The organism is Ruminococcus sp. AF20-12LB, assembly GCF_003478985.1.
Classification (GTDB): domain Bacteria; phylum Bacillota; class Clostridia; order Lachnospirales; family Lachnospiraceae; genus Blautia_A.
The window spans coordinates 1-18,533 of the sequence record NZ_QUGH01000017.1 but is presented as its reverse complement, the minus strand read 5'-3'; the positions used below and the strand labels follow the sequence as shown (position 1 = coordinate 18,533).

At 45.2% G+C, this 18,533-nt stretch carries 15 protein-coding genes and 1 rRNA gene; 12 read left to right on the top strand and 4 right to left on the bottom strand.

Annotated elements, in window-relative coordinates:
- Positions 1-141: 141 nt before the first annotated feature.
- Positions 142-1,299 (top strand): FprA family A-type flavoprotein, encoded by a 1,158-nt coding sequence (locus DWX61_RS16590; protein ID WP_118516062.1) that lies wholly within the window; start codon positions 142-144, stop codon positions 1,297-1,299.
- Between the two features lie 204 nt (positions 1,300-1,503).
- Here DWX61_RS16590 and DWX61_RS16585 read toward each other — a convergent pair whose 3' ends face one another.
- Together DWX61_RS16585 and DWX61_RS16580 are read right to left on the bottom strand one after the other, a co-directional pair.
- The gene (locus tag DWX61_RS16585) at positions 1,504-3,339 is read right to left on the bottom strand and encodes an amylosucrase (RefSeq protein WP_118626439.1); all 1,836 of its coding nucleotides are present in this window, start codon (positions 3,337-3,339) and stop codon (positions 1,504-1,506) included.
- A 36-nt stretch (positions 3,340-3,375) separates the two neighbouring features.
- Positions 3,376-4,404, bottom strand: a complete 1,029-nt coding sequence (locus tag DWX61_RS16580; RefSeq protein ID WP_118626437.1) for a LacI family DNA-binding transcriptional regulator — start codon at positions 4,402-4,404, stop codon at positions 3,376-3,378.
- Between the two features lie 297 nt (positions 4,405-4,701).
- Between DWX61_RS16580 and DWX61_RS16575 the strand changes: the two genes are divergently transcribed.
- The 9 genes from DWX61_RS16575 (at position 4,702) to queF (ending at position 14,579) form a co-directional block, all read left to right on the top strand.
- Positions 4,702-5,640 (top strand): ABC transporter permease, encoded by a 939-nt coding sequence (locus tag DWX61_RS16575; protein WP_015526649.1) that lies wholly within the window; start codon positions 4,702-4,704, stop codon positions 5,638-5,640.
- An 11-nt stretch (positions 5,641-5,651) separates the two neighbouring features.
- Entirely contained in the window at positions 5,652-6,548 is an 897-nt protein-coding gene (locus DWX61_RS16570; RefSeq protein WP_118626435.1) for a carbohydrate ABC transporter permease, read from the top strand.
- A 16-nt stretch (positions 6,549-6,564) separates the two neighbouring features.
- Positions 6,565-8,250, top strand: coding sequence for a type 2 periplasmic-binding domain-containing protein (locus tag DWX61_RS16565; protein WP_330612685.1), 1,686 nt, complete (start codon positions 6,565-6,567; stop codon positions 8,248-8,250).
- Positions 8,251-8,302: 52 nt separating this feature from the next.
- Positions 8,303-9,826: a glycoside hydrolase family 32 protein gene (locus DWX61_RS16560; RefSeq protein ID WP_118626433.1), complete on the top strand. Its 1,524-nt coding sequence runs from the start codon at positions 8,303-8,305 to the stop codon at positions 9,824-9,826.
- A 122-nt stretch (positions 9,827-9,948) separates the two neighbouring features.
- On the top strand, positions 9,949-11,604 hold the full coding sequence (locus DWX61_RS16555; RefSeq protein WP_118626483.1) for a YecA family protein: 1,656 nt from the start codon (positions 9,949-9,951) through the stop codon (positions 11,602-11,604).
- A gap of 586 nt (positions 11,605-12,190) precedes the next feature.
- On the top strand, positions 12,191-12,640 hold the full coding sequence (queD, locus tag DWX61_RS16550; RefSeq protein WP_118626431.1) for a 6-carboxytetrahydropterin synthase QueD: 450 nt from the start codon (positions 12,191-12,193) through the stop codon (positions 12,638-12,640).
- The gene (gene queE / locus DWX61_RS16545) at positions 12,637-13,305 is read left to right on the top strand and encodes a putative 7-carboxy-7-deazaguanine synthase QueE (protein ID WP_118626429.1); all 669 of its coding nucleotides are present in this window, start codon (positions 12,637-12,639) and stop codon (positions 13,303-13,305) included. Before queD ends, queE begins: the two co-directional genes overlap by 4 nt.
- 19 nt (positions 13,306-13,324) lie before the next feature.
- Positions 13,325-14,041 (top strand): 7-cyano-7-deazaguanine synthase QueC, encoded by a 717-nt coding sequence (gene queC, locus DWX61_RS16540; protein WP_270391407.1) that lies wholly within the window; start codon positions 13,325-13,327, stop codon positions 14,039-14,041.
- Between the two features lie 43 nt (positions 14,042-14,084).
- Positions 14,085-14,579 carry a preQ(1) synthase gene (queF, locus tag DWX61_RS16535; protein WP_118626427.1) on the top strand — a complete coding sequence of 165 codons (495 nt, stop codon included), beginning with the start codon at positions 14,085-14,087 and terminating at the stop codon, positions 14,577-14,579.
- A gap of 94 nt (positions 14,580-14,673) precedes the next feature.
- Here the strand turns inward: queF and DWX61_RS16530 are convergent, their stop codons facing one another.
- Positions 14,674-15,744, bottom strand: coding sequence for an NAD(P)H-dependent flavin oxidoreductase (locus DWX61_RS16530; protein WP_118626425.1), 1,071 nt, complete (start codon positions 15,742-15,744; stop codon positions 14,674-14,676).
- A 297-nt stretch (positions 15,745-16,041) separates the two neighbouring features.
- Here DWX61_RS16530 and DWX61_RS16525 point away from each other — a divergent pair, with 297 nt between their 5' ends.
- Positions 16,042-16,338 carry a hypothetical protein gene (locus DWX61_RS16525; protein ID WP_138276747.1) on the top strand — a complete coding sequence of 99 codons (297 nt, stop codon included), beginning with the start codon at positions 16,042-16,044 and terminating at the stop codon, positions 16,336-16,338.
- On the opposite strand, the gene DWX61_RS16520 is transcribed toward DWX61_RS16525, so the two are convergent.
- The gene (locus DWX61_RS16520) at positions 16,328-16,747 is read right to left on the bottom strand and encodes a PPC domain-containing DNA-binding protein (RefSeq protein WP_044962367.1); all 420 of its coding nucleotides are present in this window, start codon (positions 16,745-16,747) and stop codon (positions 16,328-16,330) included. The two genes, DWX61_RS16525 and DWX61_RS16520, sit on opposite strands and share 11 nt — an antisense overlap.
- A gap of 1,714 nt (positions 16,748-18,461) precedes the next feature.
- Here DWX61_RS16520 and DWX61_RS16510 point away from each other — a divergent pair.
- Positions 18,462-18,533 (top strand): 16S ribosomal RNA (locus DWX61_RS16510); the annotation flags it as partial.

The window sequence follows — 18,533 nt, the reverse complement described above, 5'->3', positions numbered from 1 at the left end:
AGGCGCAGAGGTTTGTTTTTATTTATAGATTCTGCATTGATTTCAGTACGAACAATGATATAATAAATGAGAGCAATAAGAAAGTATTTTCAAAAATATTGGAAAAATAAAATACAGCAGACTAAGGAGGAAACCAATACAATGAAAATCGGAAATGATATTTATTATGTAGGCGTAAACGATCATCAGGTAGACCTGTTCGAGGGACAGTATGTAGTACCAAATGGAATGTCCTACAACTCCTATGTGATCAAAGATGAGAAGATCGCAGTTATGGACACTGTAGATGCCGGCTTCACAGAAGAGTGGCTGGGAAAAGTTGCAGAAGTTCTGGATGGTGCGAAACCGGATTATCTTGTAGTTCAGCATATGGAGCCGGACCATGCAGCAAATATTGAGAATTTCATGAAAGCATACCCGGATACAACTGTTGTTGCCAACACAAAGACCTTTACCATGATGGAGAATTTCTTCCGTGGAATGAACCTGGAGGGAAAGAAGCTGGTGGTAGCCAACGGTGACACCCTGACACTTGGAAAACATGTCCTTACCTTCGTATTTGCACCGATGGTTCACTGGCCGGAGGTCATGGTTACATATGACAGCACAGACAAGGTGCTGTTTTCTGCTGATGGCTTCGGCAAATTCGGAGCTCTCGATGTAGAAGAGGACTGGGACCGCGAAGCACGTCGCTACTATATCGGAATCGTCGGAAAATACGGTCCGCAGGTACAGAAGCTTCTCAAGGCAGCAGCAACTCTTGATATCCAGACCATCTGCCCGCTTCACGGACCGATCCTTACCGAAAATCTTGGACATTATCTGGAGAAATATGATATCTGGTCTTCTTATAAAGTAGAGAGCGAAGGCGTAATGATCGCCTACACATCTGTATACGGACATACAAAGAAAGCAGCAGAGCTTCTTGCACAGAAGCTGGAAGAAAAGGGCTGCCCGAAGGTTGTTGTCTGCGATCTTGCAAGAGAAGACATGGCAGAGGCAGTGGAAGACGCTTTCCGCTACGGCAAGCTGGTACTGGCCAGCATTACATACAACGGAGAAGCCTTCCCGTTTATGCGTACATTCATCGAGAACCTGACAGAGCGTAATTACCAGAACCGAACCATCGGCCTCATTGAGAACGGAAGCTGGGCACCGACTGCAGCCAAAGTCATGAAAGGAATGTTCGAGAAGAGCAAAAATATCACATGGCTTGAGAACAATGTAAAGATCATGTCCTCCCTCAGCGATGAGAATGTGGCAGAGATCGATGCAATGGCAGAGGAGCTCTGCAAGTAATTTCTGAATGTCAGAACAGCTTATAAAAAATAAAGATATTACATAATAAAAAGGCGTGGACCCGGATTGACAGGTTCGTTCATTTACTGAGTTGTTAATGAACGAAACATATCGATCCATAAGGCCACGTCTTTTTTATTTACATGAATAGCAAATTAAAGGTAAGTCAGTGATTTCATGATCCTGGAAACTGCCACAAGACCATTATATCCTCTTACACCACATAAATCCATAAGCCGGAAGCTCCACGTCCTTAAGCTCCAGTGTCTGGTCAGTGATAAGATCGCGGAAGGTTCCTTCCTCCTGCATCCAGGCAGTTTTTTCGCTGTCACTGAAGTTGAAGATTCCGATGAAACGTTCGTTTCCTTTCTGGCGGAGGATGCAGAGAATGCTGTCATCATGAACATCGTATGTATACACGTCACAGTCCTTATCAAAAACAGATTCCTGGCTGCGGATCTGTTCCATGCGGTCCAGAGTCTGGAAGATCTGTCCCTCAACGGAGGCTTTGGATTTTCTTTTTCCGGCAAGCTCCCACTGGAAAGCACCACGGTGGATATAGCGGGAATCTGCTGCCTTATCAGGATCCTCTTTATAGGAATAATCATTGAGACGTCCGATTTCATCGGAGCTGTAAAGCATCGGGATCCCGGACTGGGTAAGCATATATGCGTGAAGCATCAGATCCTCACGGATACCCCTTTTCAGCTTCTCGTCATCTTTTTCAAAAAGGGCAGCCTCGATCCCGCACATGGAAGCAGTAGTTCCGCAGAAACGGGCATCCTGAGTTACAGGGTCATCATTATAGAGCTCTCCGCGGCTGTCGCTTCCCGGATGCTTTCCTGTAAAGAAATCATTCAGGTAACGCTTATGGGAGGGCTCATCCATGCCCCATTCTTTCAGGGTGGCGAAATCAAGTCCCCAGCCGATATCGTCATGACAGCGGAGATAATTCAGGAAGGTGTACTGCTTCGGAAGGCTGTTTACAATGTCCATCTGTTTTTTAAGAAGGCGGATATCACGGGTGGCAATACTGTTCCAGGTTGTAGCCATGGTTGTTACATTGTAAAGCATATGGCATTCCGGCTTCTCTACGGTTCCGAAATAAGGAACAACCTTTTCCGGCTCCATAACAACCTCACCCAGAAGTACAACACTTGGGCAGACGATCTCAGCGATCATACGCATCATACGAACAATCGTATGCACCTGCCTCAGGTTACGGCAGGGAGTTCCCAGCTCCTTCCAGATATACGGAACCGCATCGATACGAATCACATCCATTCCCTGATTTGCAAGGAAGAGGAAGTTGTACATCATCTCATTGAAAACACGGGGATTGCCGTAGTTCAGATCCCACTGGTACGGATAAAAGGTAGTCATGACATAGTGACCGATATCCGGAAGCCAGGTAAAGTTCCCCGGAGCAGTGGTTGGGAATACCTGTGGTACGGTCTTTTCGTACTCGTCCGGGATCTCACGGTTGTTGTAGAAGAAATAACGGCTCATATATTCGCCGTCACCCTGGCGTGCTTTTCTGGCCCACTCATGATCCTCGGAAGTGTGGTTCATAACAAAATCCATACACAGATTCATTCCGTTTTTGTGGCATTTATCTGCAAGGGCAGCCAGATCCTTCATGGTACCAAGGTCCGGGCGGACTTTGCGGAAGTCGGCTACTGCGTAACCACCGTCGGAGCGGCCCTTCGGGGTATCCAGGAACGGCATCAGATGCAGACAGTTCACGTTGCATTCCTTAAGATATGGAAGCTTGTCAGAAACTCCCTTGATGTTGCCGGCAAAATTGTCAATATAGAGCATCATGCCCAGCATATCCTTCTGGCGGAACCAGTCCGGATTTTTTTCTCTTTCGAGGTCCCGGTTTTTGAGAGCGCGGCGGCGTGCTGTAAAATACTGGTACATCTGGTCGCAGAGCTCTGCAAACATATCGTCATTGTGATAAAGCTCTGTGTACAGCCATCGAAGCTCGTCGTGATGATGGTTTAAACGTTTCTGGAAAATTTCCTGATCTTTTTTCATGATTTCCTCCCTGAATAGATATTTATGTAAGTATTTTCACTCTCCTGTTGTCTGTCGTCGTATCAGAACAGGAGTGATCTTTTTGTGAATCGGTTTTTGAAGCGGTGCCGGTTTTCTTTTTTTCATTTCGTTCATCTGTTCCACAAGCAGTTCCATGGTAGTCTGTGCGATCACATCAATCTGCTGTCCGATAGTAGTGATCGGGATGATGGACTCCGCAGCAATGGGCGAATTATCGAATCCGATGATCTGATATTCATCCGGCAGACAGTTGTATTTCTGGAAGATCAGATTGAGAAATATATTTGCGTAAGTATCATTGGATAAAAATATGCCTTTTTTCTGACCGGAATATTTACTGTCAATATCCTGAAAGATCACACGCATCTGTTCAAAAAGCTCCTGATAGGAATCGCCGGAAACAGTAAGGTTCAGTTCATAAGGAACATGATATTCCCGACATGTTTCCTCAAAGGCACGGATACGGTCATAAGCCGGAATATTCTCAGGTACATGGACATTGATGTGGATCAGTACATCACACTGATTACGTATCAGCAGAGAAGTAGCCTGCATGCCGCCCATGTAATTGTCTGTTGTAACGCTGCATATACGTTCCGCTTCCCGTTCAATGGCGATCACAGGAATATTATAGGAAGCCAGTTTTTCAGAGGAAAGAGTATGGCTGAGAACAATAAGTCCTTCAATCTTATAAGCCATCAGCTCGTCCAGATACTGCATTTCTTTCTCCGGGCCGCCATCACTGACAAAAACCAGAAATTTGTAATGATAGTCGGAGTAACTTCGAAGAAGCTGTGTCAGCATTTCGGAATAATAATGAAGATAAAGGTTCGGGACAATGATCCCTACAAATTCGCTTTTCCCATTGGCAAGAACCCTGGCAAGCTTGTTTTTTCTGTAGCCGAGCTCATCAAGGGCTTTTGCGATCTTTTCCTGATTTTCCAGAGTCAGAGAATTCGGATGATTGAAATATCTCGAGATCGTGGTCTTGGAAAAACCCGTGTATTCTGCAATATCGGCAAATGTTACCTGTTTTTTAGCCATAAAAAAATATTCTCCTTTTAACAGCAGAAAGTTATGATACGGAATGCAGATGCAATTATATAAGAGAAATCTGCAGACCGTACAGGATGATTGGATTGATATAATTAAGTATAACAATACAGACGTTAAATAGCAATAAAAAAATAACCAGTTAAGTTACCGGTTACTTTTTTTGAATAAATTAACAAAAAAGGTTGACAGAAGCTATGGCATATAGTAGTATCAAATTATAAAGTAACCGGTTACTTTACCGGTTACTAAACAAGGACGAAAGAACAAAAAAGGGAGGAAAAGAGAATGAAAAAAGGTTCTGCGAAAGCTGTTCCGGCAGGAAAAAGAACTGCCGCAGAAAAGCTTCAGTATGTGAAAAAGAACTGGCAGCTGTATGTGTTTTTTCTGCTGCCTGCACTTCTTCTGACGATCATCTTCAAATACGTGCCCATGGGTGGCGTACTGATCGCTTTTGAGGACTACAATGTCATTGATGGTGTATTTGGAAGCAAATGGGTAGGACTGGAATACTTCCGGAGATTTCTGGCATCACCGGATTTTATGAATTATCTTGTGAACACTCTGAAACTGAGTATTTACGGACTGCTGTGGGGATTTCCGATTCCGATCATCCTGGCACTTCTTCTGAATCAGATCCGGAGAGCCGGGATCAGGAAAAAAATTCAGCTTCTGATCTATGCGCCGAATTTTATTTCCGTTATCGTACTCTGTGGTATGGTTCGTATGTTTCTTTCACCGGTAGGTCCGCTGAATAAACTGATCGGTTCTGATGCCAACTGGATGACCATGCCGGCGGCGTTCCGCACGATCTACATAGCCAGCGGAATATGGCAGACAGCCGGATGGGCGTCCATTATGTATACAGCAGCACTTGCCAATGCAAGTAAGGATCTGGAAGAGGCAGCAGTGGTGGATGGAGCAAATATCCTGCAGCAGATCTGGTATGTACAGCTTCCGGCTATTAAAAACATCATTGTGATCCAGTTTATTCTTCAGGCCGGAAATATTATGAGCATTGGTTTTGAAAAAGCATATGCACTGCAGACAGATATGAACCTCCCTGCATCTGAGATTCTTTCTACTTATGTATACAGAATCGGTCTTCTGAATGGAGACTATGGATATTCTACAGCAGTGGGGCTGTTTAATTCAGTGATCAATGTAATTCTTTTGATCTTTGTAAACTGGGTAGTCAAGAAACTGAATGACGGAGAGGGATTATAGGAGGTGCTGTTATGGCAAAAGCAAAGAAAAAGAAATATTCGGCATCTGACAAAGCCATTTTAGGAATCGGATACGTACTTCTGGGTGCATTTGTACTTTCCATTCTGGTTCCGCTTTTATATGTTGTGATCGCATCTTTTATGGATCCGAATGTGCTGAACAGCCAGGGGATCAGCCTTGATGTGCGGAAGTGGACGATCGATGCGTACCGCAGAGTTCTTGAAAATAATATGATCTGGAGAGGCTTTGCAAACTCATTTTTTTATTCCCTGGTGTTTACCATTATTTCAGTTCTGGTAACTCTGCTGGCAGCATATCCCATGTCCAAGAAAGAATTTGTGGGAAGAAATTTCTTCAATGTTATTTTTCTCATCACTATGTTTTTCGGTGGAGGAATGATCCCGACTTTTATCCTGATCAATCAGCTGCATCTGGTAAATACAATCTGGGCAATCCTGCTTCCGGGTGCGTTTAATGTCTGGAACATGATCCTTGCCAGAACCTATTATCAGTCTATCCCCAAGGAACTCAGAGAGGCATCTGCCATTGACGGTGCCACGGAAATTGAGCATTTTTTCAAGATTATGATGCCGGTATGCAAACCGATCATTGCAGTGCTTGCACTGTGGTCCTTTGTAGGAATGTGGAACAGTTATTTTGACGCTATGATTTATTTGAATGATGCGAAACTGCAGCCATTGCAGCTGGTACTTCGTTCCATCCTTGTGCAGAATACACCGCAGCCCGGAATGATCGCAGATATCCAGAGTACTGCACAGATGGCAAAGGTAGCGGAACTTCTGAAATATGCTACGATCATTGTATCAAGTTTACCGCTTCTGATCATGTATCCATTCTTCCAGAAATATTTTGACCAGGGCATTATGGTTGGTTCTGTAAAAGGCTGATGACAGGAGGTTGATAATGATGAAAAAAAGAATGAAGGCATTATTGGCAATCGGGCTTTCTGCAATTATAATGGTATGCAGTGCCGGATGTGGAAACGGAAAAGAACACATGAAAGCAGAAACAGATCCGGATATCCCGGTGGAAGATGTGTCCTTTCCTCTGAAAGAAAAAGCAGAGCTGTCTTTTATTACCAGTGCACCTGCAACATCTACACAGGAACCTAATGAAAGAACGATCTTTGAAAGACTGGAAAAGCAGACCAATGTCCACATTGACTGGACCTGTTTTGTATCGGATCAGTTTGATGACAAAAAAAATCTGGCGCTGGCACAGTTCGGAAATCTTCCGGATGGACTTTTTAACGCAGGGATGAGTGATTATGATCTTCTTCGTTATGCCAAACAGGGAATCATTATTCCGGTAGAAAATCTCATTGATAAATACATGCCGAATCTTAAGGCTGTATTTGAAAAATACCCGGAATACAAAACAATGTGTACAGCACCGGACGGACATATTTATTCTTTCCCATGGATCGAGCAGCTTGGTGCGGGGAAAGAAGCCATTCAGGCAATTGGAGATATTCCCTACATTAATAAAAAATGGCTGGATTATCTGAAGCTGGACGTTCCGACTACAACTGAGGAACTGGAACAGGTTCTGATCGCTTTCCGCGACAATGCAGATAAACTGGAACAGGAATTTGATATTGAGGGTGATGTAATCCCGATGTCCTTTATTATCAATAACGGTGATCAGGATCCGGCAATTCTGCTCAACGGATTTGGAGAAGGATATGGTGACACCGGTGATCATTTTGCAGTGAAAGATGATGGAACTGTTATTTATACAACTGTACAGGAAGGTTATAAAGAAGGCATCCAGTGGCTTCATCAGCTGGTAGAAGAAAATCTGGTGGATCCGGAGGCTTTTACCCAGGAATGGTCAACTTATGTTGCAAAAGGTAAGAACCACAGATATGGTCTGTGTTTTACCTGGGATATTGCAAATATTGATAACAATGAAGATTATGTAATGCTCCCGGCGCTGGCCGGTCCGGATGGCCTTGTAAATATCACAAGACAGAATAACAGTGAAACCAGTGGCTTTGACAGAGGACGCTGCGTTCTGACTACAAGCTGTCGGAATACGGCGCTGGCAGCAGCCTGGATCGATCAGATGTATGCACCGATCCAGTCTCCGCAGAATAACTGGGGTACTTACGGGGAAAAAGATTCATTTAATATCTTTGAGATGTCCGAGAATGCAGAAGGTGGTCAGATGCTGAAGCATATGGATCTGGGAGATGCATCTCCGGTAGAGGTTCGTGAAGCACAGTCTGTAAACGGACCGTTGGCAATACTTAACGAGTATTACGATGTATATGTAACAGAGCCGGCAGATGCAAAATGGCGTCTCGACAATATGCACGAAACATATCTTAAGGATATGAACAGTGAATATGTGTATCCGAATGTATTTATGAGTATTGATGATACCAATAAGGTATCTCAGTACGACACAGATATCAAGAAGTATGCGGAACAGAAAAAAGCAGACTGGATCCTGAATGGCGGCATCGAAAAAGAATGGGATTCCTATCTGAAAAAGATGGAGAAGTATGGACTGTCTGATTATCTGGCGATCAAACAGAAATATTTTGACCAGTATCAGAAGTCTCTTAGTGAGACAGAGAAATAAAAACAGAAAAAGATACCGGTCAGAAACATAAAAAAGAAAGAGAGAGCAGAGTATGAGTGAAAAACTTGAAAAAGCACGTCTTTATGAAATAGAGGAAGCAAAAAATATCCCGCAGGAAGAGAAACCGGCCTTTCATGTATCTGCACCGGTTGGCTGGATCAATGATCCCAATGGATTTTCTGTTTTTAAAGGAAAGGTACATCTTTTTTACCAGTATCATCCTTACAGCCGTGACTGGGGCCCTATGCACTGGGGCCACAGTGTGACGGAGGATATGATCAGATGGGAGCAGCTTCCTGCAGCGCTTGCACCGGATCAGGAATATGATCGAGAGGGATGCTTTTCCGGAAGTGCTATTGAAGCGGATGGAAAACAGGCTTTGATCTACACAGGAGTTACAACAGAAAAGCTGCCGGATGGAAAAGAAGAAGTCCGGCAGAATCAGTGCCTTGCCTGGGGTGACGGAAAAGATTATGTAAAAGCAGAGAAAAATCCGGTAGTCACCGGGGATATGCTTCCGGAGAAATGCAGCAGAGTTGATTTCCGTGATCCGAAGGTATGGGAAGATAACGGAACATACCATATGCTCGTAGGATGCCGCAGCGAAGAAATTCCTGGACAGGTAGTTCTGTTTTCCAGTAAAGATCTGAAAGAATGGAAATTTGAAACAATTCTTGCGGAGAACTCCACAGGAGAAATCGGTGTTATGTGGGAATGCCCCGATTTCTTTCCGATCGGGGATAAACATGTGCTGATCTGTTCTCCGCAGCATATGCGGGCAAAAGGGTATGAGTTTCATAATGGACATAATTCTCTATATTTTACGGGAGATTATGACAGCGAAAAACATACATTTGAAAAAGACGCACCGGTAAGTCTGGACTACGGACTTGATTTTTATGCGCCGCAGACAACCCTTCTTCCGGATGGAAGAAGAGTGATGATCGCCTGGATGAAATCCTGGGATAGCTGTGTGATCAAGGAAAAGCAGAGATGGCAGGGAATGATGACTCTTCCGAGAGAGCTGGAATATCGTGACGGAAAGATCTGGCAGAAGCCGGTCCGGGAAATTGAGAATTATCGGAAAAACCGTTGCTGCTATGAGAATGTAAAAGTGGGTGAGAGCTTAAGCCTTGAAGGCGTCCGTGGCCGAATGATCGATCTGACTGTGGAACTGCAGAACGCAGATGGCATCATGGATGGAAGCAGGAACTCCGGAAATCAAAATCAGGAAGCATTGGATGTGTACAATGAGTTCCGGATCGAGCTTGCACGCAATGAAGAATATACAACGGTCTTTACCTATGATCGAAAAAGACAGATACTGGAGATCGACAGAACCTGGAGCGGGGTGCAGCGTGATGTTGTATGTACAAGAAAGCTCCAGATCACAGATGACAGACAAAATCTGAAGCTGCGTTTTATCCTGGATCGAAGCTCCATAGAGCTTTTTATCAATGATGGAAGCAAAACTGCGACTACCGTGATCCCAACACCAGTGGAAGCAGATGAGATTCTGTTTCACAGTGACGGAAATGCTGTGATCCAGGTTGAGAAATATGATATTGTGTTGTAGAAGCCTCTCAAATATTGACAATTTCCCTGTTTTTGTATAACATAGGGGAAGTTGCTTACGCCGGGTCAGGAGCTGTGTATGTCTCCTGATCCGGTATATATTTACAGGAGAGGAACACAGGAATGTTTTATCAGTTAAAAATCACAAGAAAAGGAACGAAACCGCCGGTATGGAGACGTTGTACTGTTGCGGCTGACGTTACATTTGCAAATATGGCAGCCATGCTTGAAAAACTGGTTCAGTATCCGTCAGGCAGCCTATATGAGATTGAATTTTTTCAGAAAAAAGTACAGATCCGTGAGAATGGTGACGGAGAAGCAAAGAATAATTTCACATTATTAAATGCAGGCGAGACAGAGACTGCAGAGCTTATGGATTCCGAGAAATGGTTTACTTTCCGTCAGTATGGTGCGGATAAGGAAGCCCCGGAATACAGAGTTGACATTGAGAAGAAAGACGAGGGAACAGCAGAAGCTCCTTCTATTGTAAAAGAAGTAAAGGGTGAGGATGATCCGTACTGGACAGAGGCACCGGAGCTGGAATGCACTGCAGCAGTTGAGACAGAGGCGGAAACAGTCAAAGCATCTGAGGACATTGCTGCAACAGTAGCAGCAGTAGAGGCAGCTGCCAGAGCTGCAAAAGCAGATGAGGCAGCCACAGGCAGCAGAAGAAATCCTACAGTAAAAGATTTCCTCATGTCCTATCGTAAAGAAGACCTTCTCAGCATTGCAGGTGAGCTTGGACTTCACTGCAAGGGAATGGAACAGGAAGAGATCGCCGCAAAGGTTGCCGCAGAGGTTCTTAAACCGGAAGTTATGAAAGCAAGCTTCCTCGTAGCAGACGATCAGGAAGTACTGGCTTTTGAGGCAGCTATTCAGAGAAAATGCTTCCATGTTGCAGAGCATGAGTGGAGTACTTTGGAGTGGCTGAACGATATGGGCTATCTTGTTTCCTACAGTGATGATTACGCAGAAGTTCCGGCAGAGGTTGCAGCTGTTTACGACCAGATCAACACACCGGAGTTCCGGACACTTCGCAGCCAGGTAAACTGGCTGAAGGATTGTCTTGTCATGGTAAGCTATCTGTATGTATCTGCACCGGCAAAGACTGTATATGAGATGTTCAGGCAGAGAAAAGGCTTTGACATCGGATATGACAGGTTCATCGAGCTGTATCATACCATTCCGGAGAAGGCCTGCATCTGTGAGCTTGCGGAGGATCAGCTGATCCTGAAATCCGCACTGGTTAATAACATCTACAAGGATATCGAGAGACGTCAGGGTGGACGGAAATTCTATATTCCGTCTGTAGATGAGATCCTGGATTATTCCGAAAATGGTTATCCGACAAAATCTGCTTCTTACCAGAGACTGGGCAGATTCCTGCTGGACGAGATGAAGGTTTCTGATGCGGTGAAGGATCAGGTACTGTTCTTTATTTACAAAGAATGCTCCATGGATGGCAGAATGTCAGCGATCATGGAAAACCTGAACCAGAAGGGGATCCAGTTTAACGATGACCAGCTTGAGAAATTTACAAAGCTGATCATGGAGGCAAATAATAACACAAGAATGCTGGAATTCCGCGGTTACACACCGAATGAGATCTCAGGAGCAGTATGGCCGTTTGCCACAGGCAAGCCGCACACTGCAATGCCGAACAGCTTTGTGCCGACAGCAATGCCGATGCAGCCGGCATCTGCAAGAAAAATCTATCCGAACGATCCGTGTCCGTGCGGAAGTGGCAAGAAATATAAGAAGTGCTGCGGAAGAAGATAATCCCGCAGGAAATTTACAGTGGTTCCGGAGCTGAAAGTTCCCATAGATCGTTGCGGAGCGACTGCGCTCATGAGTGAGCAGCGAACGCGGATGATCTAGTACAGCGTTTTCGAAATAACTATACCACTCACTTGTCTGTGAATCCGATTGCACAGGTATAAAAGCCTCGGCGTAGCCCGCTACGCCTGCGTTTTTATACCTGCACACTCGAATCCACATCCTACGCGATTGGTATAGTTATTTACGAAACGCTGTACTGGTTCGATTTATCGTTTGATGCAGTATCTCCGGAAATACCATACAAATTAAATATAAGACAGTTCGTTTGTACCATCCTGTCTATAAATAAAACCAGGGCTGAAGAAGATGTGAGAATCAAGGCAGACTCGTGGTGGGTCTGCCTTTTTTTACTTTAACCGAATCAAGCAGTTATTCGGTTTAAAACTGCGCAGCGAATGCGGATCGCGAATATCCGCCCGACATGCAGATCACAGAAGAATCACGGCCGGGAATCCTGCAAGCAGGATTCTTTCTTATTTATGGAAATATCCGGGTGGTGTGACAGATCCAGAAGGAGGAAAAATTTATGTATCAGTTAAAAACAGAAGCAGATTTCGATTCCGCACATTTTTTGTCCGGTTACACCGGGAAGTGTTCCAACATCCATGGCCATCGCTGGCATGTGGAGATTGAGATAGAAAGTCGTGAACTGGAGAAAAACGGTCAGGAGCGCGGTATGCTGGTAGATTTCGGAGATCTGAAAAAGGATCTGAAGGAGCTGGCAGATTCCATGGATCACACGCTGATCTATGAAGAAAATACATTACGTCCAAAAACCCTGGAAGCACTGAACGAAGAAGGATTTCATCTGGTGAAGGTTCCCTTTCGCCCTACAGCAGAGAATTTTTCAGAGTATTTTTTCAGAAAAATGAAAGAAAAAGGTTATTCTGTGAAAAGAGCAGTTGTTTACGAAACACCAAATAACTGTGCGGCTTACCGGGAATCGGAAGAAGAAAGGGAGGCAGCAGGGTTATGAGTACGTATCAGGTTGTAGAGAAATTTGTCAGTATCAACGGAGAGGGCAGACGGGCCGGGGAGCTGGCCGCTTTTATAAGATTTAAAGGCTGTAACCTTCAGTGCAGCTATTGTGATACCAGCTGGGCAAATGAGCCGGGATGTGAGAGTGAAAGGCTGACAAAAGAAGAGATTCTTTCCTGGATCCGTGAGACAGGTGTAAAAAACGTGACACTTACAGGCGGGGAACCACTTTTACGGAAAGGCATGGAAGAGCTGATCGAGGCAATCCTGGAGGATCCATCGCAGCGTGTGGAGATTGAAACCAATGGAAGTGTGGATCTGAAGCCTTATCATATATTAAAAAAACGTCCATCCTTTACCATGGATTATAAAACACCGGACAGCGGTATGGAAAAAGAGATGCTCCTTTCCAATCTGGAGCTTCTGGGCAGTGAGGATACGCTGAAATTTGTGGTCAGCAGCCGCAGAGATATGGAAAAAGCCCTGGAAATCCTGGAAAAGTACAGACTGGTCGAAAAAACGGCAGTTTATTTCAGCCCTGTTTTCGGCAGGATCCAGCCGGTGGAGATCGTGGATTTCCTTATGGAAAAAAAGCTCAACGATGTAAAGCTTCAGATCCAGCTTCATAAGGTGATCTGGGATCCGCAGAAACGGGGAGTATGACAGGAAAACATATCACAATATAACAAGAAATACCGCAGAAAAGGAGAACGCTATGAAAGCACTTGTACTTGCAAGCGGCGGTGTGGATTCCACCACCTGCCTGGGGCTTGCCGTAAACAAATATGGAAAAGAGAATGTAATTGCATTAACAGTAGCTTACGGACAGAAGCACACAAAAGAAATCGAGGCTGCCAGAAAAACAGCAGAATATTACGGAGTGGAGCATCTTTATCTGGATCTGGAGCCGATCTTCCGGTACAGTGACTGTTCGCTTCTGAAGCATTCAGACAAAGAGATCCCGCACGAAAGCTATGCAGAGCAGCTGAAGGAAACTGATGGCTCACCGGTTTCAACCTATGTGCCGTTCCGGAACGGATTGTTTCTTTCCTCGGCAGCAAGTATTGCGCTGTCAAAAAACTGCAGTGTGATCTATTACGGAGCACATGCGGATGATGCAGCCGGAAATGCATATCCGGACTGCAGCAGTGCGTTTCACAATGCGATCAACGAGGCGATCTATCAGGGAAGCGGCGGTCAGCTGAAGGTTGAGGCGCCTTTTGTCAGCTGCACAAAGGCAGAGGTCGTAAAAACCGGCCTGGAGCTGAATGTTCCTTATGAACTGACCTGGAGCTGTTACGAAGGCGGCGAAAAGCCCTGCGGTGTGTGCGGAACCTGTATTGACAGAGCAGAGGCATTCCGTCTCAATGGAGTGAAGGACCCGGCACTTGACAGATAGATCGGATCATAAATATCCGCCCGACCATAGAAAGGAAAAAAATATGAGCAGAGAAAACCTGGAAAAAGAAGGGATCACCCTTCTCGGAAATCAGAAAGTAAAATATCCGGACAATTATGCTCCGGAGGTACTGGAAACATTTTTGAACAAGCACCCGGACAACGATTACTTTGTAAAATTTAACTGCCCGGAATTTACAAGCCTTTGTCCCATTACCGGACAGCCGGATTTCGCAACGATCACGATATCCTACGTACCCGGTGAAAAAATGGTGGAGAGCAAATCTCTGAAGCTGTATCTTTTCAGCTTCCGCAATCACGGAGATTTTCATGAAGATTGCGTGAACATCATTATGAAGGATCTGATCCGTCTTATGGATCCGAAATACATTGAGGTCTGGGGAAAATTTACTCCGAGAGGCGGCATTTCCATTGATCCCTACTGCAATTACGGAAAAGTCGGGACCAGATGGGAGGAGATTGCCTGGAAACGCCTGACAGAGCATGACATGTATCCGGAAAAGATCGATAACCGGTAGAAAAACAGAAGTCCCTGTTTTCACTGCGAAAAGCAATGAAAGCAGGGGCTTTTTGTGTAGTGCGCCTGACAGCGCAGGTTTATCTTTATGACAGTCAGATGCATTCTGGCTTTGTGCCAAACAGATCAGCGATCACATCGTGCACGGTTTCGATCTTATCTGCCATATAAGCCTTTGCTCCGCAGAACAGCAGACCGTTTTCCACGTCACCCTTTACGGCGGCGATCAGCTTGTCAGTAATGCAGTAAGGGATCTCGCCGGGGGAACATTTGGCAAGGCAGCGGTGGCAGGGACTGTGCGGGATTTTTTTACCGGCCATGACGTGCTGCATGAAGGAGTTCATAATGGCACGTCCCGGCATACCTACCGGACTTTTTACAATGGCAATGTCGTCCTTTGCGGCGTGAATCAGGGATTCTTTCAGCCGGATGTCTGCGTCACATTCTTCCGTTGGGATAAAACGGGTGGCAACCTGAACGCCGTCCACACCAAGATCAAGGACATGCTTTACATCCTCGTGCGTGGCGATGCCGCCGGCAGCTACTACAGGGATTTCCGTGCCGAATTTTGCGGCATAGCTTTTTACAGTCTGGACGATCTTTCGGATCTCATTGTCGTAGGCTTCCGGTGTATAGGAATCCAGCTCTTCCTTGTGGAAGCCCAGATGACCGCCTGCCTGGGGACCTTCGATCACCACAAGGTCTGCAGTGCGCTTGTACTTTCTTTCCCAGTATTTCAGGATAACCTTTGCAGATTTGTCCGTTGATACAATGGGGGCGATCTTTGTTTTGCTTCCGCTGACAAGAGCAGGGAGCTCTGTAGGAAGTCCTGCACCGGAGATGATCAGGTCAGCGCCGGCATGGACAGCGGCTTTTACATGAGATGCGTACTCCTTCAGTGCAACCATGATGTTGTAGCCGATGATACCGTCAGGAGAAATCCTGCGTGCTTTTTTCATCTCGGACAGGATAGCCCGCTGGTTGGCTTCTTCGGTATTCCGGTCGAAATCTTTTTCCCGGTAGCCGATCTGAGCGGTGGAAATGATTCCGATCCCGCCTTCCTTTGCAACGGTGCCTGCCAGACGGCCAAGGCTGATACCAACGCCCATTCCACCCTGGATCAGGGGAAATCTCGTAAGTTTATCACCGATTTTTAAATTCTTCATAATGATCAGATCCTCACATTCATTTGCTTTCGTTAAATAATTTTAGTGTAAAATAGTTTTATTATCAAAGTATACCATAACAGGGGGATTTGTCAATGTAAATGTCGGTGAATCAGGGAAGTCCCCTGCTTCAATTGCGAACATCCATCGGACCAGATTTTGTTAAAATCCACTTTGTTGACAGAACAGAAAATATCAGGCAAATTCAGAGTGATATCAGCTTTACAGAAAACTGTAAAGTGAATTAGAGGAAAAGGGAGGAACAGGTATGCGAAAAAAGACGAGTACCATCATGGCTTGGCTGCTTGCGGCGTCCGTGACAGTCACATTTCTGTCAGCGGAACCGTGACGGCCTATGCACAGGAGGAAATGCCGCTGGCGGAAGCCGGAACCGTGACAGAGAGTGCGGAAGAGTTTGGCGACAGCAGTGACAGCATTGCAGATGTTGCGGAAGAGGGCAATATTGAAGCTAAAGAAAAGGGTGAGCTGACAGCATTATGCTGTGTAGTTTCACCCTTTTTATGTGTGATGAAATTTTTAAACTGTAAAGCAGTAGACTGTGTCCGGAATCCCTCTGGCAAAATCAGAATTTAAACAGATTCAGACCGATCTCCTGACTGAACTCACGGCCGATCTCTCCGTCGATCACCTGGATCTGGATCTCGGCAGTAGCGCTGATGATGGCACGGTTCAGATGACCGCCGTGTACATGGCCTTCCTCGTCACCGGCTGCGATATGGAGATGAAGATAAACGTCACCGTCTTTGCGGGTAACGGTACCGGTAAGTGATACGATCTCAAACGCTCCCTGGAACTGAATAGAGTGGTATTCCTTTGTCACTGTGTTGTATACGCCTGCAGTGAAATCATTGATGGCGCCAAGGCCTGTGACCTGTGCAAGGCGGATATTCTCTTTTTTTGCAACCTTGCCGATCTCCTCCAGGATCTCTTCCTTCGGATCAAGACGAAGATAGATCGTGTTTCCAAAACGTCTGTATTCCATGATAAAAACCTCCCTTTGTGTGATATTTGCCATAAACAGCGGCGGATATTTTTATCCGCTTGTCAATAAGTATAATACATTTTAATTTTTTACGGAAGGCCAGGGAAAGAGAATGCCGGAGTCTCATGTCTGTGCGAGAGATTTTTTTTGACGTCTGCTCTTAGCATTGGAGGTAGGCGGGGATACGTTTGAGGTTTCGTTAGGGGGATGTGGTTGAGGGACGCCAGAGGAAGGAGGCATCGCTCCGGGAGTGGATGCAGTCGGGGGTGTTTTTGAGGTTTTGAGAGGGGGATGTGGTTGAGGAACGCCAGAGGAAGGTGGCATCGCTCCGGGCAGGGACTCCGTCGGGGGATACTACTAGGGCTCCGTGAGACGGCTAAAAGCATTGCGGCAGGGCCAGAACTCGCCTGCGGCTCAGACAGCAGCCCCTGCCGCAATAACGCCGTCTCCCGCAGCCCAAGTAGTAATCCCCCCTCCTCCGCAGCAGCCCGGCCCGATGCCCCCTTCCTCTGGCTGACGCTTCCAGCCGACAGGAAAAAACATGCGGGGGATGGAAGCGGACTGGGCGTCCTGCCCTGAAATGTCAGACCGGTACAGAATATTCCTATAAGTATCGAAGAATACAGAAACGGGATCGGCCCAGCGTATCACCATAAATATCGAAGAATACAGGGACCAGATCGGCCCAGCGCATCACCATAAATATCGAAGAATACAGGGACCAGATCGGCCCAGCGTACCACCATAAGTACCGAAGAATCCCAGAACCAGATCGCAGATCGGCACAGCATACCACCATAAGTACTGAAGAATACAGGAACCAGATCGGCACAACGTTCCACATCCAATACCGAAGCATACAGACAAAAGTCAACAACGCAGTACATACAACAACGCAGAACTCCTTCCGTGCCCAACGGGGTGGGAGCGCGAGGGAGGGCGTTCGGGCTACGGAACTCTGAGATCGCCTTCCCTCGCACTTACCGCATTGAAAATGCGACCGGCATAGCGCCATCCAGCGAAGAGACTTATTATTAAAAAACAGCACGATAAACAACAATAAAGATAATCTTAAAATTACAAATAAGAATAAAAAATTGTCCTATAAAAATAAACTTCCAGGAAAATCTAAAAAAAATGAAAATTATGGTTGACAAGCATAACTCCCAGTGGTATTATAACTGAGCTGTCGCAAATAATTGTTTTCAAAAAATAAACAATTAAAAAGAATTTCAGAAAAATGAAATTCATAGTTGACAAAAGACAGAAGATATGATAAAGTATCCAAGTCGTCAACGAAACGACAACAATTATGGTTGACAAGCATAAAACCCTATGGTAATATAACTGAGCTGTCGCAAATAATTGTTTTTGAAAAACAAACAATTAAAAAGAATTTCAGAAAAAAGAAATTCCTTATTGACAAAAGACAGAAGATATGATAAAGTATCCAAGTCGTCAACGAAGCGACAACAAAATCTTAACTCAAAAATGTTTGAAAAAAACTTAAAAAAGTGCTTGACAAACAAAAAGAGATGAGATAAAATAAACGAGCTGTCTGAGAGACAGACACAACAAACCTTGATAACTAAACAGTGAAACACATACGATTCTCGAAAATTTCTTTACATTTTTAAGAACGGTTCTAACGAACCAAAAGCAGTAAAAACGAGAGATAGCCAAACGGTTGTCTTGAGTAAATGAATCAAACATTTTATCAGAGAGTTTGATCCTGGCTCAGGATGAACGCTGGCGGCGTGCTTAACACATGCAAGTCGAACGGGAA

Coding starts and splice junctions, on each gene's coding strand:
- DWX61_RS16590 (WP_118516062.1), top strand. CDS start 142: ATGAAAATCGGAAATGATATTTATTATGTAGGCGTAAACGATCATCAG.
- DWX61_RS16585 (WP_118626439.1), bottom strand. CDS start 3,339: ATGAAAAAAGATCAGGAAATTTTCCAGAAACGTTTAAACCATCATCAC.
- DWX61_RS16580 (WP_118626437.1), bottom strand. CDS start 4,404: ATGGCTAAAAAACAGGTAACATTTGCCGATATTGCAGAATACACGGGT.
- DWX61_RS16575 (WP_015526649.1), top strand. CDS start 4,702: ATGAAAAAAGGTTCTGCGAAAGCTGTTCCGGCAGGAAAAAGAACTGCC.
- DWX61_RS16570 (WP_118626435.1), top strand. CDS start 5,652: ATGGCAAAAGCAAAGAAAAAGAAATATTCGGCATCTGACAAAGCCATT.
- DWX61_RS16565 (WP_330612685.1), top strand. CDS start 6,565: ATGATGAAAAAAAGAATGAAGGCATTATTGGCAATCGGGCTTTCTGCA.
- DWX61_RS16560 (WP_118626433.1), top strand. CDS start 8,303: ATGAGTGAAAAACTTGAAAAAGCACGTCTTTATGAAATAGAGGAAGCA.
- DWX61_RS16555 (WP_118626483.1), top strand. CDS start 9,949: ATGTTTTATCAGTTAAAAATCACAAGAAAAGGAACGAAACCGCCGGTA.
- queD (WP_118626431.1), top strand. CDS start 12,191: ATGTATCAGTTAAAAACAGAAGCAGATTTCGATTCCGCACATTTTTTG.
- queE (WP_118626429.1), top strand. CDS start 12,637: ATGAGTACGTATCAGGTTGTAGAGAAATTTGTCAGTATCAACGGAGAG.
- queF (WP_118626427.1), top strand. CDS start 14,085: ATGAGCAGAGAAAACCTGGAAAAAGAAGGGATCACCCTTCTCGGAAAT.
- DWX61_RS16530 (WP_118626425.1), bottom strand. CDS start 15,744: ATGAAGAATTTAAAAATCGGTGATAAACTTACGAGATTTCCCCTGATC.
- DWX61_RS16520 (WP_044962367.1), bottom strand. CDS start 16,747: ATGGAATACAGACGTTTTGGAAACACGATCTATCTTCGTCTTGATCCG.